Consider the following 15,244-nt stretch of genomic DNA (forward strand, 5'->3'; position numbering starts at 1 on the left):
CCGGTCGGTCGCGGTTCGGTTATCCGGCCGTTACTAGCCAGTAATGAACCCCCTTGTGCGGGGCCCGAGAATGCACCACGATCGGCGACGCTCGGTCCTATTGACTCGCATTCCGACAGCCGGTCGGGGGGCGGGTGCGTGGGGTCCCCACCGAGCAGACCGGTGACGCCGTCGCCGGTCTTGGACAGGGGGGTCTCTGCCGTACCCGGCAGGGCCTGTCCGTGAGGTTGTGCGTGATGCGTCAGGCGCGACCAGTGGTTGTCGCTCGGGGGTGATCGCCGGTGCTGTGTGGTGCGGTTCGCGCCTCCGATGCGGGCGCTCTCCTTCCCGAGGACGTAGCACTTCTCCCATCCCTGCCCGGCTGAGCCACCCGAACGGGAGCAGCCAGTGCCGGAGATGTACGTCCGAGAAGGAGGAAAGTCATGGAGTCCGTGGCTCGTGGCGGAACCAGATGGAAGCGGTTCGCCGTGGTCATGGTGCCGAGCGTCGCGGCGACTGCCGCGATAGGCGTCGCCCTGTCCCAGGGCGCGCTCGCGGCATCGTTCAGTGTGTCAGGTCAGCAGTTCAAGGTGACTGCCGACGAACTCAAGGGCACGGGATTCGTCCAGTACGGGGCCTTGGACGTGGGCAAGTCGGGCAAGCACCCGGTTGCCGTCGTCGGCCTCGACTCGGCCAAGATCACCAACCTGTGCCAGTCCGTGGTCGTCCCCGTGCCGGCCTTCGGCGATGTGTCGATGACCCTCAGGGCCGGCAGGCCCGGTGGACCCAAGGTCATCGCCAAGAAGCTGTACATCGACGCCGACGACCTGAAGGCCAACGCGACCTTCAACAAGGTCGACATCGGTGTCTCGGTCGACCAGACCACCAAGGGGCCGGGTCCGGCGGCGAACGACAAGTACGCCCCGGACTCGTTCGCGCAGCAGGCGGAGTCGGTGAAGTTCACCAAGGTCCGCCAGCGCGCGTGGGCGACCTCCGCCGGCACCTTCAAGCTCTCTGGCCTCGCGATGTCGGTCAAGAAGGGCAAGCACGAGTGCTATTAGGGCGGTTGACGCTCCAGTAGGTCGTACGCAGTTCGGTACGCACTCGCCGCTATGAACGGCCGGGCGCGGGGGCGCGACGGCACGTGACGGAGCCGTCCCCGTGCCCGAATCCGCACGACACACAGAACCAACGCCATTCCCGAGGAGCTGTACGACATGAGCGCCGAAGCGCAAGTGGGACTGGGCGACAAGCTCGGCCGGATGCGCCGATCGTTCCGGGTGTGGCGCGGTCAGCGCCCGTTCTGGGGTGGTCTGCTGACGTTGCTCGGTGGCATTCCGATCATGTACTTCCCGTACGCGAACCTCACGCTCGGCACGATGACGATCCGGATGGCGACCACCGCCGGCGCCGGATCGCTGATCATCGGCGTGCTGCTGATCGTGCTCGGCCTGACCCTGTGGTTCCAGCCGCTCTCCCGGGTCTTCGCGGGCGTCGCGGCGATTCTGCTCGCCCTGGTCTCCCTGGTGGTCTCCAACTTCGGCGGCTTCGTCATCGGCTATCTGCTCGCCCTGCTGGGCGGCGCGCTCGGCGTCTCCTGGGCGCCCGCACGGCCCGCCGGTGAGCCCGCGACCACGGTGGCCCCTGGTGGGGTGAGCGGCGAGCAGGACGATCTGTCAGGAACGAGCCCGACGAACGGGACGAACGGGAGGCACCGTGCCGGCTGACGAGGTGCACCACGAGGGCTCCGCGCGGGAGCCTCGTGCGAGAACCGGGCCGCGCCACGCGGCACCCAGGAAGCCGCTGCTGACCCGGCTCCAGGTGCCCGCGGGCAAGGCCATCGCCCTCGCGGCCATGCCGACCGCGGTCCTGATGGGCATGGGCCTGACCCCGACGCTCGCCCAGGCCAAGCCCGGCGCCCCCGAGAACCCCTTCCAGGACGGCCCGTGCGTCACGGCGCCGGACAAGGAGGCGGAGGCGGAGGAGAAGGCGGAGCGGGACGCCGAGGACGCCAGGAAGAAGGCTCGGGAAGACGCCGCGAAGAAGGACGCCGAGAAGGACGCCGGGAAGGGCGACCAGGACGGGAAGGGCTCCGACGAGCCGTCCGCGCCCACCTCGCCCTCCACCGGGGAGAAGGACTCCGGCGACAGGCCCGCACCGGATCCCGCGCCCTCCGCGGGGGAGAAGGACGAGGCCACCGAGCCCGAGCCGGAGCCCGCGCCGACCAAGTCCAGGAACCCCTGGGACCCGCTGGGTCTCGGCGATGCCCTCAAGGACGCCTTCACGCCGGACGAGCCCGCCGGGCCGAACAAGCCCGCCGGGCCCGAGAAGGAGTCCGAGAGCCCCGAGCCGTCCGCGTCCAAGGACACCAAGTCCCCTGAGGACCCGGTCAAGGACACGGTCGACAAGGTCACCGAGCCCGTCAAGGACACCGTCGACGAGGACGAGGACGAGGACGAGGACGAGGACGAGGACGGGGTCGGCAAGGCCAAGGACGGCGCGGAGGGGGCCACCGGGGCCGAGAACGGCGACGAGGCCGAGGCCGAGGACCCCATGGCGCCGGACGAGAACGGCAAGAAGCCGTTCCCGTGCGTGGTGGAGAAGAAGGTCGACGGCGAGGACGAGCAGCCGCCCGCGCCGATCCCGAACCAGCCGTGGCACCTCGAAGCCAGCGCGCTGAAGCTCACGGGCGCCGACTACCAGGGCGTTGTGAACCTCACCATGCCGAACGGCAGGACCAAGCAGGCCCTGAAGTACGTCGTCCAGAAGACGGACATCGACGACCTGCACCAGATCGTCGAGGGGCCGGGCGGCAAGAAGTACCACGTCGAGGCCGCCAAGGGCTCCCGGTCGACCATCCGGGGCGGCGAGACGACGATGTACACCGAGCGGATCTCGGGCAAGCTGTTCGGGCTCATCTCGATCACCTTCGACCCCGAGCACCCACCGCCCCTGAACATCCCGCTGATCTACTTCACGGACGTGAAGGTGCAGCAGGCGGGCCAGTTCGGCGGCGACCTCACGATCCCCGGACTGCGCCAGTCGATCACCGACTGATCCGCACGAACGCCGAGGGCGCCCCCTGCGACAGGGGGCGCCCTCGGTGCGTACGTACGAAGGAGACGGACCGTCAGTCGCGGTCGCCGCCGCCGAGGTGGTGCACCCGCACCATGTTGGTGGTGCCGGGGACACCGGGGGGCGAGCCCGCGGTGATGACGACCGTGTCGCCGTCGTTGAAGCGGTTGAGGTTGCGCAGCTCGGCGTCGACAAGATCGACCATCGCGTCGGTGTTGTCGACGTGCGGCACGACGTAGGTGTCCACGCCCCAGCTCAGCGTGAGCTGGTTGCGGGTCGACTCGTCGGTGGTGAAGGCCAGGATCGGCTGGGCCGCGCGGTAGCGCGAGAGCCGGCGGGCCGTGTCACCGGACTTGGTGAAGGCGACCAGTGCCTCACCGCCGAGGAAGTCCGCGATCTCGCAGGCGGCACGGGCCACCGAACCGCCCTGCGTACGCGGCTTCTTGCCGGGCACGAGCGGCTGGAGGCCCTTGGCGAGCAGCTCCTCCTCGGCCGCCGTGACGATCTTCGACATCGTCTTGACGGTCTCGATGGGGTACGCGCCGACGCTCGACTCGGCCGACAGCATGACCGCGTCCGCGCCGTCCAGGATCGCGTTGGCGACGTCGGAGGCCTCCGCGCGCGTGGGGCGCGAGTTGGTGATCATCGACTCCATCATCTGGGTCGCGACGATCACCGGCTTGGCGTTGCGGCGGCACATCTCCACGAGGCGCTTCTGCACCATCGGGACCTTTTCGAGCGGGTACTCGACAGCCAGGTCGCCACGGGCCACCATCACGGCGTCGAACGCCGCGACGACGCCCTCCATGTTGGCGACGGCCTGCGGCTTCTCCACCTTGGCGATGACGGGGACCCGGCGGCCCTCCTCGTCCATCACCTTGTGGACGTCCTTGACGTCGTTGGCATCGCGGACGAAGGACAGGGCGACCATGTCGCAGCCCATCTTCAGGGCGAAGCGGAGGTCGTCGATGTCCTTCTCGGACAGGGCGGGCACGTTCACGGCCGCGCCGGGCAGGTTGATGCCCTTGTGGTCGGAGATGACACCGCCCTCGACGACGATCGTCTTGACGCGCGGGCCTTCCACCTCGACGACGCGCAGCTCGACGTTGCCGTCGTTGATGAGGATCTGGTCGCCCTTGGAGACGTCGCCCGGCAGCCCCTTGTAGGTGGTGCCGCAGACCGACTTGTCGCCCGGCACGTCCTCGGTGGTGATGGTGAACTCGTCACCGCGCACCAGCTCGACGGGGCCCTCGGCGAAGGTCTCCAGACGGATCTTCGGGCCCTGGAGGTCGGCGAGGACACCGATGGCCCGGCCGGTCCTCGCGGCGGCCGAGCGGACACGGTCGTACCGGCCCTGGTGCTCGGAGTGCGTGCCGTGGCTGAAGTTGAAGCGGGCCACGTTCATGCCGGCCTCGATCAGCGAGACGAGCTGCTCTTCGGAGTCGACGGCGGGGCCAAGCGTGCAGACGATTTTGGAACGGCGCATGGGGGCGATCCTATCGGTTTGTTTCGCTTCGGAATATTCCGTCTGGTGGAATCTACAAATGGGCGGAAGTCCGCTCAGGCGTTGCGCTGCCCGTGTATTACCGAATTACGGTGCCGACGGGTTACCGACCAGGGCATAGGTCTGGTTCGCGATCTCCAGTTCCTCGTCCGTGGGGACCACCGCGACGGCCACGCGCGCGTACTCCGGCGAAATGAGCCGGGCTTCGTCGGAACGTACGGAATTGAGCGCGCCGTCGACCGCGAGGCCCAGCTCCTCCAGGCCCGCCACGGCCGCCTCGCGCACCGGCGCCGCGTTCTCACCGACGCCCGCGGTGAACACCACGGCGTCCACCCGGCCGAGAACCGCGTAATAGGCGCCGATGTACTTCTTCAGACGGTGGATGTAGATCTCGAAGGCGAGAGCGGCCTCCTGGTCGCCCTCGTCGACCCGGCGCCGGATCTCCCGCATGTCGTTGTCGCCGCAGAGTCCGATCAAACCGCTCTTCTTGTTGAGCAGGACGTCGATCTCGTCGACGGACATTCCGCCGACCCGCGCCAGATGGAAGATGACCGCGGGGTCCAGGTCACCGGAGCGGGTACCCATCACGAGCCCCTCGAGCGGCGTGAGCCCCATCGACGTATCGACGCACCTGCCGCCCCGCACGGCGCTCGCCGACGCGCCGTTGCCCAGGTGCAGCACGATGACGTTGACGTCCTCGGGCGCCTTGCCGAGGAGCTTCGCGGTCTCGCGCGAGACGTACGCGTGCGACGTGCCGTGGAAGCCGTAGCGCCGCACGCGGTGCTCGTCGGCGGTCTTGACGTCGATCGCGTAGCGCGCCGCGGACTCCGGCATCGTCGTGTGGAACGCGGTGTCGAAGACGGCGACCTGGGGCAGGTCGGGGCGGAGCGCCTGGGCGGTGCGGATGCCGGTGATGTTGGCCGGGTTGTGCAGCGGGGCCACCGGCACCAGGCGCTCGATCTCGGCGAGCACCTCGTCGGTGACGACCGTCGGCGCGCTGAACCTCAGCCCGCCGTGCACCACGCGGTGGCCTATCGCGGCCAGCTCGGGGGAGTCCAGGCCGAGGCCGTCGGCGGCCAGCTCCTCGGCGACGGCCTTCAGCGCCGCCTCGTGGTCGGCGATCGGCTCCTCGCGCTCACGGCTCTCGGCGCCGCCGCCGGTGAGCGGGGTGTGCTTGAGCCGCGAGGTCTCCTCGCCGATCCGCTCGACCAGGCCGACGGCCAGGCGTGCGCTGTCGCGCATGTCGAGCAGCTGGTACTTCACCGACGAGGAGCCGGAGTTGAGGACGAGTACGCGAGTGGCGGTCACGGAATGCAGCACTTTCTTGTGGGGGTCAGCTGGCGCCCGGCGCCGGGGCCTGGGACTGGATCGCCGTGATGGCGACGGTGTTGACGATGTCCTGGACGAGCGCGCCGCGGGACAGGTCGTTGACCGGCTTGCGCAGGCCCTGGAGGACCGGGCCGACGGCGATCGCGCCGGCCGAGCGCTGCACGGCCTTGTAGGTGTTGTTGCCGGTGTTGAGGTCCGGGAAGATCAGCACGCTGGCCTGGCCCGCGACGTCCGAGTCGGGCAGCTTGGTGGCCGCGACCGAGGGCTCCACGGCCGCGTCGTACTGGATCGGGCCCTCGATCTTCAGGTCCGGCCGGCCGGCCCGCACCTTCTCCGTGGCCTCGCGCACCTTGTCGACGTCGGCGCCCGACCCCGACGTGCCCGTGGAGTACGAGAGCATCGCGATCCGCGGGTCGACGCCGAACTGCTCGGCGGTGGCGGCCGCCTGGACCGCGATGTCCGCGAGCTGCTCGGCGTTCGGGTCCGGGTTCACCGCGCAGTCGCCGTAGACGAGGACCTTGTCGGCGAGGCACATGAAGAAGACGGACGACACGATCGAGGCGTCCGGCTTGGTCTTGATGATCTCGAAGGCGGGCCGGATGGTCGCGGCCGTGGAGTGCACCGAGCCCGACACCATGCCGTCGGCCAGGCCCTCCTGGACCATCAGCGTGCCGAAGTAGTTCACGTCCGCCACCACGTCGTACGCCAGCTCCACGGTGACGCCCTTGTGTGCGCGCAGCTCCGCGTACTTCGCGGCGAAACGATCCCGCAGCTCGGAGGTCTGCGGGTCGATCAGCTCGGTGTCGGCGAGGTCCACGCCGAGGTCGGCGGCCTTCTTGCGGATCTGCTCGACGGGCCCGAGCAGAGTCAGGTCGCACACGCCCCGGCGCAGCAGGACGTCGGTGGCGCGCAGCACGCGCTCCTCGGTGCCCTCGGGCAGCACGACGCGGCGGCGGTCGGCGCGGGCCCGCTCCAGGAGCTTGTGCTCGAACATCATCGGCGTGACACGGTCGCTGCTGGGCGCCGAGACGCGGCCGAGCAGGCCCGCGGTGTCGACGTACCGCTCGAAGAGGCCGAGCGCGGTCTCCGCCTTGCGGGGCGTCGCCGCGTTCAGCTTCCCTTCCAGGGCGAACAGCTCGGCCGCCGTGGGGAAGGACCCGCCGGAGACGGCGACGACCGGGGTGCCGGGCGCGAGGCGGTCGGCGAGGGTGAGAATCTCCGGGCCCGGCTGTTCGTTCAGGGTCAGCAGGACGCCCGCGATGGGCGGGGTGCCCGCGCTGTGCGCGGCGAGCGAGCCCACCACGAGGTCGGCGCGGTCGCCGGGGGTGACGACCAGGCAGCCCGGGGTCAGGGCGTTCAGGAAGTTCGGCAGCATGGCGCCGCCGAAGACGAAGTCCAGGGCGTCGCGGGCGAGCCCCGAGTCGTCGCCGAGCAGGACCCGGCCGCCCAGCGCGTGGGTGATCTGCGCGACGGTCGGCGCGGAGAGGGCGGCCTCGTCCGGCAGGACGTAGCAGGGGACGGGCAGGCTTGCCCGCAGCCGTTCGTTGATCTCGTCGCGGTCGGCCGGGGCCACCCGGTTGGTGATCATGGCGAGGACGTCGCAGCCGAGCGAGTCGTACGCGCGATAGGCGTTGCGCGTCTCGGCGCGCACCGACTCGGCGGTCTGCTTCCTGCCGCCGACCACGGGGATCACGGAGGCGCCGAACTCGTTGGCGAGCCGGGCGTTGAGCGCCAGCTCGTCGGGGAGCTGAGTGTCCGCGAAGTCCGTACCCAGGACGAGGACCACCTCGTACTCCCTGGCGACCCGGTGGAAGCGGTCGACGATCCGCGAGACCAGCTCGTCGGTGCCCTGCTCGGCCTGGAGCGCGGACGCCTCGTGGTAGTCCATGCCGTACACGGACGCGGCGTCCTGCGAGAGGCGGTAGCGGGCCCGCAGCAGGTCGAAGAGCCGGTCGGGCCCGTCGTGGACGAGCGGCCGGAAGACGCCGACCCGGTCGACCTGGCGGGTCAGGAGCTCCATGACTCCCAGCTCCACGACCTGGCGGCCGTCGCCGCGGTCGATCCCGGTCACGTACACGCTGCGCGTCACGCGTGCTCTCCCCTTCTTCGCTGTCCCCGGTTCTTCGCTGTCCGGGCCGGACAAATAGCCCGATATACCGGCGGTGCCCTCTTGACAATACCTCTGCGGCTGGCTAGGCCGCCCGCCGGACGAAAGGCCCGACGGGAGGGGCCGTAAGGCCCCTGCCCCCGTATCGTCCGCCTATCGCACATGTGTCCGTCGGACATGTGTGAGCGGCGACCCCCTTCCGGTCGTGGAACAATCGGACCGGCTCACAAGTACCAACAGCGAGCAGGAGACACAGCGCGATGCGTATCGGAATTCTCACCGCGGGCGGCGACTGCCCCGGCCTCAACGCAGTGATCCGGTCGGTCGTGCACCGCGCCGTCACGCATTACGGCGACGAGGTCATCGGCTTCGAGGACGGCTACGCGGGCCTGCTCGACGGGCGCTACCGCCCCCTCGACCTGAACGCGGTCAGCGGCATCCTGGCCCGCGGCGGCACGATCCTCGGCTCCTCGCGCCTGGAGCGCGACCGCTTCCGCGCGGCCTGCGACAACGCCAAGGAGCTGATCGAGAAGAGCGGTTTCGACGCGCTCATCCCGATCGGCGGCGAGGGCACCCTGACGGCGGCGGGCATGCTGGCCGACGCGGGCGTGCCGGTCGTCGGCGTCCCGAAGACGATCGACAACGACATCTCCTCCACGGACCGCACCTTCGGCTTCGACACGGCGGTGGGCGTGGCCACGGAGGCCATGGACCGCCTGAAGACGACCGCGGAGTCCCACCAGCGCGTGATGGTCGTCGAGGTCATGGGCCGTCACGCCGGCTGGATCGCCCTGGAGTCCGGCATGGCCGGCGGCGCCCACGGCATCTGCCTGCCCGAGCGTCCGTTCGACCCCGCCGATCTGGTCGCGCTGGTCGAGGAGCGGTTCGCGCGCGGCAAGAAGTTCGCGGTGATCTGCGTGGCCGAGGGCGCGCACCCGCTGGACGGCACGATGAACTACGGCAAGGGCGCGATCGACCAGTTCGGCCACGAGCGCTTCCAGGGCATCGGTACCGCACTGGCGTACGAACTCGAAGCCCGCCTCGGCAAGGAGGCCAAGCCGGTCATCCTCGGCCACGTGCAGCGCGGCGGCACCCCCACCGCGTACGACCGCGTCCTCGCGACCCGCTTCGGCTGGCACGCGGTGGAGGCGGTGCACCGCGGGGAGTACGGCAAGATGACGGCGCTGCGGGGCACGGACATCTCGATGGTGCCGCTGGCGGAGGCGGTCACGGAGCTGAAGACGGTGCCGAAGGACAGGATCGACGAGGCCGAGTCGGTGTTCTAGCCCCCCGGGGCCTGGTTCGGGGCCTAGGAGGCTTGGCCCCCACCACGGACGAGGGGCCAGAAATGGTCGAGGACCCGCTCCAGATAGTCCCGCCCGGCCTCGCCGGACGCGTCCGGGCCGGCGCCGCCGCCCCAGCTGAGCGTGCGCGCCATCCGTGACTGGTAGTCGTCGTGCATCTGCCGCAGTACGTCCTCGACGTGCCGCCGCTCCACCGGCAGCAGCTTGGCGACGGGCCGCACGTACCCCTGCCACCGGGTCGTGACGGCGCTGCGCAGCAGCTCGGCGAGCGGCTCGGAGCGCCCGGTCACGGTCACGAAGTCGGGCAGGGAGAGGCCGAGGGCGCGGGAGAGGGCGGCGGACTGCCGTTCGTTGCCGCGCCAGCTGTTGGTCTCCTCCATCCGCAGATACGCCTGGATCTCCACGCCCGCCTGCCGCGCGACGTCCTCCGGGGCGAGCCCCCGGGCGATCCGGTGCTCACGCAAGGTCCGCGCGGCGCCCATGAGTTCCCCGGGCGCGCACCACAGCGTCGCCGCGAGCGCGGTCAGCTCGGCGGAACTGGGCGCGGCGAGCCCGCGCTCCCAGGCGGCGATGGTGTCGGCGGTGATGTACGTGAGCCCGTAGCTCGCCCGCATTCCGTACGCGACGTGCCCGTGCGCCATCCCCAGCGCCTCGCGCAGGCGCCGGGCGGCGGGGAAGTTGAAGGGGGGTGTGGGCTGGTGCGGTGACTGGCTCGGTTGGCTCGGTTGCACGGGCACACCGTAGGCGCCCGGCGGGGTGGCGACTACGGTGCGTTCCTACGAGGTTGCGGATTGGTGGGAAGGTACGGGCCGTATCCCGCGGACCGTTCGAGGCATGCCGCCAGGTCATGCCTGGCGGTTGATGGCCTGGATCTCCTGCACGACCACGTCCTGCTCCGCGCCGAACTCGCCGTCGGGGAGCTGCTTTGCCCCGTCCACGCCCGTCCCCGTCCAGCTGATCTTCCAGGTCACCGTCGCCTTCAGCGGGTACGAGCCGTCGCCCGAGGAGCGCAGGTACTTCACGCCGCAGGGCGGGTCCTGCTTGGACCTGCCCTTGGCGTACGGCTCTCCGATCTTGCCGTCGACGATCTCGCAGACGCCGGATTCCGGGTACGTCTCGGCGTCCGGCGTGCCGGGGTCGATCTTCAGGGAGACCGGTTCGGCGGTCGTCGTCGCCTCGATGTCGAGTACGTCGACCCTGGCCGTGACCGACACCGGCTTGAACTCCGCGCCGTCGAGCCAGGCCCAGGTGGGGAGGTTCACCTTCGTCTCGGCCTCGGGGGCCAGGGTCACCTTGGTGCCGGGTACGCGGATCTCGGCGTACGCCAGCTTCGCCAGGGTCTCCGGGTCGATGGCGGGGAGGCCGGGGGGCGGCGGCTCGTTCTCGTCGACCCAGAAGGTCTCCTTGTCGCACTTGTCCCAGCCGGGCGGATACGTGGGGTTGGGGAAGCCAGTCCACCAGTAGCCCTTGCCGGCCTTGTCGAGGTTGAAGTTCTTGTACGGCTCGCCCTCGACGTAACGCTTGCGCTGCGCCAGGTCCCACTGGTGTCCCGTGGAGTCCACCGCCCAGACCGCCTCGCGCTCCTTCTTGAACTGGGCGGGGGTGTAGGCGGGGCCGTACCAGCACGGCGGCGGGCTGTAGGCGCCCGCGGGGGCGATGGCGCCGGTCTTGGGGCCCTTGCCGTTCTTGGACCTGTCGTAGCTGATGCCGCCGGCCGAGGCCGTCAGGGAGCCGTCGCCCCCGTCCTCGGTGGGACCCTTGGCGTCACCGTTGGTGGTGCCGCCGTGGCCCGTGCGGGCCGGGGCGGGTGCCGACAGGAGCAGCGTCGCGGCCATCGCGACGGCCCCAGCGGCGACTATCGGCTTTCTTGTCAGGGCTGGCATGTGGCATTCCCCCGGTCGGATGTGGTCGTCTCGGTGACCCAGACGCCCTTTTCGTTCACGCGCAGTCGGCTGCTGTAGAGCACGTAGTCGTCCTTGGAAGGGGCCGCTGCCTTGGCGGTCTTCCCGGTCTTGAGGCTCTTGTTGTGCGCCTTGCGCTGGTCCTCGCAGTAGACGAGCCCGGCGGTCCTGCCACCGGTGATGTCCACCCGGGCGTTGTAGAACCGCTTCACGCCGGTGATCCGGTCCTTGTAATCGACGTACTCCTGTACGAACTTCTGGCTACCGGCCGCCGCCTCACCTTCGGAGTAGAAGCGGTAGGCCTTGTGGAGCGGGTCCTGTTCGGCGATGGCCATGTCGACGGCCTTCACATACCGCTCGGTGTCGGCGAGGACGGCGTCCTTGTTCTTGTCGCTCGACTTGGCCCACTCGAATTTGTACGAGAGGTCGGACGGCAACTTGATCTCGGGACGCTCCACGGCCCCCGCCGGCTTGCTCGGCGGCGCCGACTTCCTGTCGTCCCCCTGCTCCGCCCCGGCGATCTTGTCATCACCCCCGGAGGACTTCTCGTCGCTGCCGCAGGACGTCAGAAGCAGGGCTGCGGACGCGGCGAGCGCGGCCGTCGCGAGGTGAAGAGGGCGGTTCACTGTCGGCTCCTGGCAGGTGGGAAGTGGCGGCAGCTCAGCACGCTAGTGCGAGGCCGAGGCCGTTACCAGGGAGATGTGTCGCCATGAATGGGGCGCCTGGGACGTATCGCCGCGGAGTCATGTCACAGTTCTGTGGCCCCCGACGGCCTCGCCGGCGCTGGTTCAGGCCAAGCCCGCCGAGCCCCCCCCGAGGCCCCGGGGCCCGCTACCTCAGCCCTTCACCGCCCCGCCCAGCGCGAAGCCCCCGCCGAAGCGGCGTGAGACGAGGACGTACAAGAGGATCACCGGAGTTGAGTAGAGGATCGAGAACGCGGCCAGCTGGCCGTACACCACCGTCCCCTTGTTGCCGAAGAAGTCGTTGATGCTGACCGACGCCGGCATCTGTTCCGGGGTGAGCAGAAGCATGAAGGGGACGAAGAAGTTGCCCCACATCATGACGAACGAGAAGACCGTCACGACCGCCACTCCGGGGCCCATCAGAGGCAGGACGATCCGGATCAGGGACTGGAGGGACGAGGCGCCGTCCGTCCACGCCGCCTCCTCCAGCTCCTTCGGGACGCCGTCCATGAAGTTCTTCATCAGCCAGATGGCGAAGGGGAGTTGGGTCGCGGCGAAGAAGAAGATTGTGCCGTGCATCGTGTCGATCAGGTCCACCTGGACGAAGAGCGCGTACACCGGAACCATGATCGCCGTGATCGGCAGGCTCGTCGCGAAGAGGATCGTCAGCATGAACGGGCGGTTCAGGCGGGACCGGTAGCGGGAGAGGGGGTACGCCGCCAGGGTCGCGCAGGCCACCGTGAGCAGCGTGCCGCCGCCGCACAGGAGAAGGCTGTTGAGGAGCGGGGTGAAGGTGATCTCGGGGGTCAGGACCTTGTCGTAGTTGTCCAGGGTGAGGCTGTCGGGGACGCGCACCCTCAGGTCCGCCTTCGGATCGAAGGAGGACAGGACCACCCAGGCCAGGGGGAGGACGAACGCCGCCGCCACCGCCAGCAGACCCGCGTCGGCGGCGAGTCGGTGCTTCGTGCGGCGCGAACGCAGCGTCCGAGGCCGGTTGTTGACGGGCACTCAGACCTCCGTACGCAGCAGGCGCATATAGACGAGCGAGAACAGCGAGCCGACCAGGAGCAGGAGCAGGGCCACCGCCGTGCCGTAGCCGATCATGCTCTTCTGGAAGGCCTGCTCGTACATGAAGAGCGGCAGGGTCTGGCTGCGGTTTCCCGGGCCGCCGCGCGTCATCACCCAGATCAGGCCGAAGACGGAGAGGGTCTGGAGGGTGTTGAGCATGAGGTTCGTGCCGATCGAGCGGCGGATCATCGGCAGCGTGATGTGCCACATGCGGCGCCAGCCGCCCGCGCCGTCGACCTGCGCGGCCTCGGTGACCTCCTTGGGGATCTCGTTGAGGGCGGCGGAGTAGACCAGCATCGAGAAGGCCGTGCCCCGCCAGACGTTCGCGAACGACACCGCGAGGATCGGCAGGGTGAACAGCCAGTTCTGGGACGGGAGATGGAGGAGGTCGAGGACGGCGTTGAGCGTGCCCTCGCGGCGGAAGAAGGCGTAGAGGAGGAAGCCCGCGACGACTTCCGGCAGCACCCAGGCCGTGACGACGATCGCGCCCGTGAGGGTGCGCACCGGCTTCGACGCGCGCTGCATGAGGGAGGCGAGGGCGAGCCCCAGCGTGTTCTGGCCGATCAGGGAGGACAGGACCGTGAAGACCAGGGTGAGCCACACCGCGTTGAGGAACCGCTCGTCCCCGAACGCCTCGCGGAAGTTGTCGAACCCCACGAAGCCGGACTCGGCCTGACCGGTCAACTGGAGGTCGGTGAAGGCGATGTACGCGCAGTAGCCGATCGGCCCGGCGAGGAACAGCACGAGGAGCACGACGGCGGGGGAGACGGGCAGGGCTCGGAGCAGGCCCCGGCGGGCACGGGCGGAGGATGCGGTGGTCACGTGCGGGCACTCGCTCTCTGGTACCGGTGGCTGGAGGCGCTACTTCTCGATGACCTCGCCGTCCGTCGCCGACTCGACCTCCTCGTCGTAGCCCTCCGCCGCCTCCTCCACCGAGCTGTCGCCCGTCGTCACCGACTCCATCGCCTCCTGGATCGCGGTGGAGACCTTCGGGTACGCGGGATACGCGGGCCGGTAGTGCGTGGCGGCGACCAGCTCCGTGAAGAACCTGAGGCCGGGCTGCGCCTTCACGTACGACGGGTCGGCCGCGACGTCCTCGCGGACCGCGATGCCCGAGTTGGCGACGTACCACTTCTTGGCGTTGGCCTTGGTCTGCATGGTCTCGATGAACTTGAAGGCCAGGTCGGGGTTGCCCGCCTTGGACGGGATCGCCCAGGTCCAGCCGCCGGACATGCTCACCTTGCCGGGCGCCTGGCCGTGCTGTGTCGGCATGGCGGCGAGCCCCAGCTCCTTTGACCACTCGGGCCACTCGTGCCCCGCGCCCTTGCCCCAGTCCTGCGGCAGCCACGAGCCGTCGAGCGCGATGCCCAGCTCGCCCTCGGGCAGCAGCTCACCGCGCACCCGGGTGGCGAAGTTGGGGTCGAGGGCGTCGGAGACGTCGGGGCCGAGCTTCTCCTCGTAGACCGTCTCGACGAACTTCAGGGAGTCCTTGAAGCCCTTGCTGCCGGTGACCCACTTCTTCGCCTCCGTGTCGTACAGCGGGTCCTTGCCCGTGCCGTAGGCGAGCATCTGGAAGCCCTGCATGGTCGCCGCCTCACCGGCGGGCTTTCCCGTGTAGACGTTCAGCGGGGTGACCCCCGGGACCTTCTTCTTGATCGTGCGGGCCGCGTCGAGGATCTCGTCCCAGTTCCTCGGCTGCCAGTCGGCCGGCAGCCCCGCCTTCTTGAAGACCGCCTTGCTGAACCACAGGCCGCGCGTGTCCGTGCCGTCCGGCACGCCGTACGTCTTTCCGTCGGCCGCCTTCGCCGCCGCCTTGGCCGTGTCGATGAACTGCTCCCAGTCCTTCCACTTGTCCAGATACGGGTCGAGCGGCTTCAAGTACCCGCTGGTGATGTCCGAGTTGATGAGGAACGTGTCCTCGTACACCAAGTCGGGCGCGGTCTTGGGGGAGCGCAGCATCTGCTGGAGCTTGGTGTAGTACTCGGAGTCCGGCGCCTTGATCGGCACCAGCTTGACCTTCTTGCCGGGGTTCGCCTTCTCGAACTGCTTCTTGATGTCCGCCAGATAGGTGTCCATGACCCTGACCTCGTTGTCCGTGGACTGCTTGAACGAGATCTGCACGGTGTCGGGGTCGTCACCGGAACCGCCGCCGCACGCGGTGAGGGTGCCGGCGGCCAGCAGGGCGGATGCCACGAGGAGCGGCGGGGTGGTGGTGGGACGCACGGGCACGACCTCCTACAGCGCGGGGTTGCGACGCGGGGCTGCCCGGTGAACGTAAGCGTGCGCTCGGAGCA

At 69.5% G+C, this 15,244-nt stretch carries 13 protein-coding genes; 4 read left to right on the top strand and 9 right to left on the bottom strand.

Annotation, left to right across the window (positions count from 1 at the left end; genetic code table 11):
- Positions 1-422: 422 nt before the first annotated feature.
- The 3 genes from CP975_RS24750 (at position 423) to CP975_RS24760 (ending at position 3,036) form a co-directional block, all read left to right on the top strand.
- Positions 423-1,040, top strand: coding sequence for a DUF6230 family protein (locus CP975_RS24750; RefSeq protein ID WP_055528683.1), 618 nt, complete (start codon positions 423-425; stop codon positions 1,038-1,040).
- 156 nt (positions 1,041-1,196) lie between these two features.
- The gene (locus CP975_RS24755; RefSeq protein ID WP_055528684.1) at positions 1,197-1,706 is read left to right on the top strand and encodes a DUF6114 domain-containing protein; all 510 of its coding nucleotides are present in this window, start codon (positions 1,197-1,199) and stop codon (positions 1,704-1,706) included.
- Positions 1,696-3,036, top strand: a complete 1,341-nt coding sequence (locus CP975_RS24760) for a hypothetical protein (RefSeq protein ID WP_055528685.1) — start codon at positions 1,696-1,698, stop codon at positions 3,034-3,036. Before CP975_RS24755 ends, CP975_RS24760 begins: the two co-directional genes overlap by 11 nt.
- 73 nt (positions 3,037-3,109) lie before the next feature.
- On the opposite strand, the gene pyk is transcribed toward CP975_RS24760, so the two are convergent.
- From pyk to pta, 3 genes are all read right to left on the bottom strand, one after another.
- A complete protein-coding gene (pyk, locus tag CP975_RS24765) occupies positions 3,110-4,540 on the bottom strand; it encodes a pyruvate kinase (protein WP_055528687.1) in 1,431 nt (476 codons plus the stop codon).
- A 105-nt stretch (positions 4,541-4,645) separates the two neighbouring features.
- The gene (locus CP975_RS24770; RefSeq protein ID WP_055528688.1) at positions 4,646-5,866 is read right to left on the bottom strand and encodes an acetate kinase; all 1,221 of its coding nucleotides are present in this window, start codon (positions 5,864-5,866) and stop codon (positions 4,646-4,648) included.
- 25 nt (positions 5,867-5,891) lie between these two features.
- Entirely contained in the window at positions 5,892-7,976 is a 2,085-nt protein-coding gene (gene pta, locus CP975_RS24775; protein ID WP_055528689.1) for a phosphate acetyltransferase, read from the bottom strand.
- Positions 7,977-8,254: 278 nt separating this feature from the next.
- Between pta and CP975_RS24780 the strand changes: the two genes are divergently transcribed.
- Positions 8,255-9,280: a 6-phosphofructokinase gene (locus CP975_RS24780; protein WP_055528691.1), complete on the top strand. Its 1,026-nt coding sequence runs from the start codon at positions 8,255-8,257 to the stop codon at positions 9,278-9,280.
- A gap of 23 nt (positions 9,281-9,303) precedes the next feature.
- Here CP975_RS24780 and CP975_RS24785 read toward each other — a convergent pair whose 3' ends face one another.
- The 6 genes from CP975_RS24785 to CP975_RS24810 form a co-directional block, all read right to left on the bottom strand.
- The gene (locus CP975_RS24785; protein ID WP_150477355.1) at positions 9,304-10,029 is read right to left on the bottom strand and encodes a helix-turn-helix domain-containing protein; all 726 of its coding nucleotides are present in this window, start codon (positions 10,027-10,029) and stop codon (positions 9,304-9,306) included.
- 114 nt (positions 10,030-10,143) lie between these two features.
- Positions 10,144-11,181, bottom strand: a complete 1,038-nt coding sequence (locus CP975_RS24790) for a hypothetical protein (RefSeq protein WP_055528693.1) — start codon at positions 11,179-11,181, stop codon at positions 10,144-10,146.
- Positions 11,169-11,825, bottom strand: coding sequence for a hypothetical protein (locus CP975_RS24795; RefSeq protein WP_055528694.1), 657 nt, complete (start codon positions 11,823-11,825; stop codon positions 11,169-11,171). The genes CP975_RS24790 and CP975_RS24795 overlap by 13 nt, the downstream gene beginning before the upstream one ends.
- 210 nt (positions 11,826-12,035) lie before the next feature.
- Positions 12,036-12,890 carry a carbohydrate ABC transporter permease gene (locus CP975_RS24800; protein ID WP_055528695.1) on the bottom strand — a complete coding sequence of 285 codons (855 nt, stop codon included), beginning with the start codon at positions 12,888-12,890 and terminating at the stop codon, positions 12,036-12,038.
- Complete coding sequence (locus CP975_RS24805; RefSeq protein WP_055528697.1) at positions 12,891-13,772, bottom strand: carbohydrate ABC transporter permease; 882 nt, start codon at positions 13,770-13,772, stop codon at positions 12,891-12,893. It lies immediately after the preceding gene.
- A 39-nt stretch (positions 13,773-13,811) separates the two neighbouring features.
- Entirely contained in the window at positions 13,812-15,179 is a 1,368-nt protein-coding gene (locus CP975_RS24810) for an extracellular solute-binding protein (RefSeq protein WP_167532728.1), read from the bottom strand.
- Positions 15,180-15,244 lie beyond the last annotated feature (65 nt).

This window comes from Streptomyces alboniger, assembly GCF_008704395.1.
Taxonomy (GTDB): Bacteria; Actinomycetota; Actinomycetes; order Streptomycetales; family Streptomycetaceae; genus Streptomyces; species Streptomyces alboniger.

What these genes read in the sequence shown, in the direction of transcription:
- pyk (WP_055528687.1), bottom strand. Translation starts at nt 4,540, where the DNA reads ATGCGCCGTTCCAAAATCGTCTGCACGCTTGGCCCCGCCGTCGACTCC.
- CP975_RS24755 (WP_055528684.1), top strand. Translation starts at nt 1,197, where the DNA reads ATGAGCGCCGAAGCGCAAGTGGGACTGGGCGACAAGCTCGGCCGGATG.
- CP975_RS24750 (WP_055528683.1), top strand. Translation starts at nt 423, where the DNA reads ATGGAGTCCGTGGCTCGTGGCGGAACCAGATGGAAGCGGTTCGCCGTG.
- CP975_RS24790 (WP_055528693.1), bottom strand. Translation starts at nt 11,181, where the DNA reads ATGCCAGCCCTGACAAGAAAGCCGATAGTCGCCGCTGGGGCCGTCGCG.
- CP975_RS24780 (WP_055528691.1), top strand. Translation starts at nt 8,255, where the DNA reads ATGCGTATCGGAATTCTCACCGCGGGCGGCGACTGCCCCGGCCTCAAC.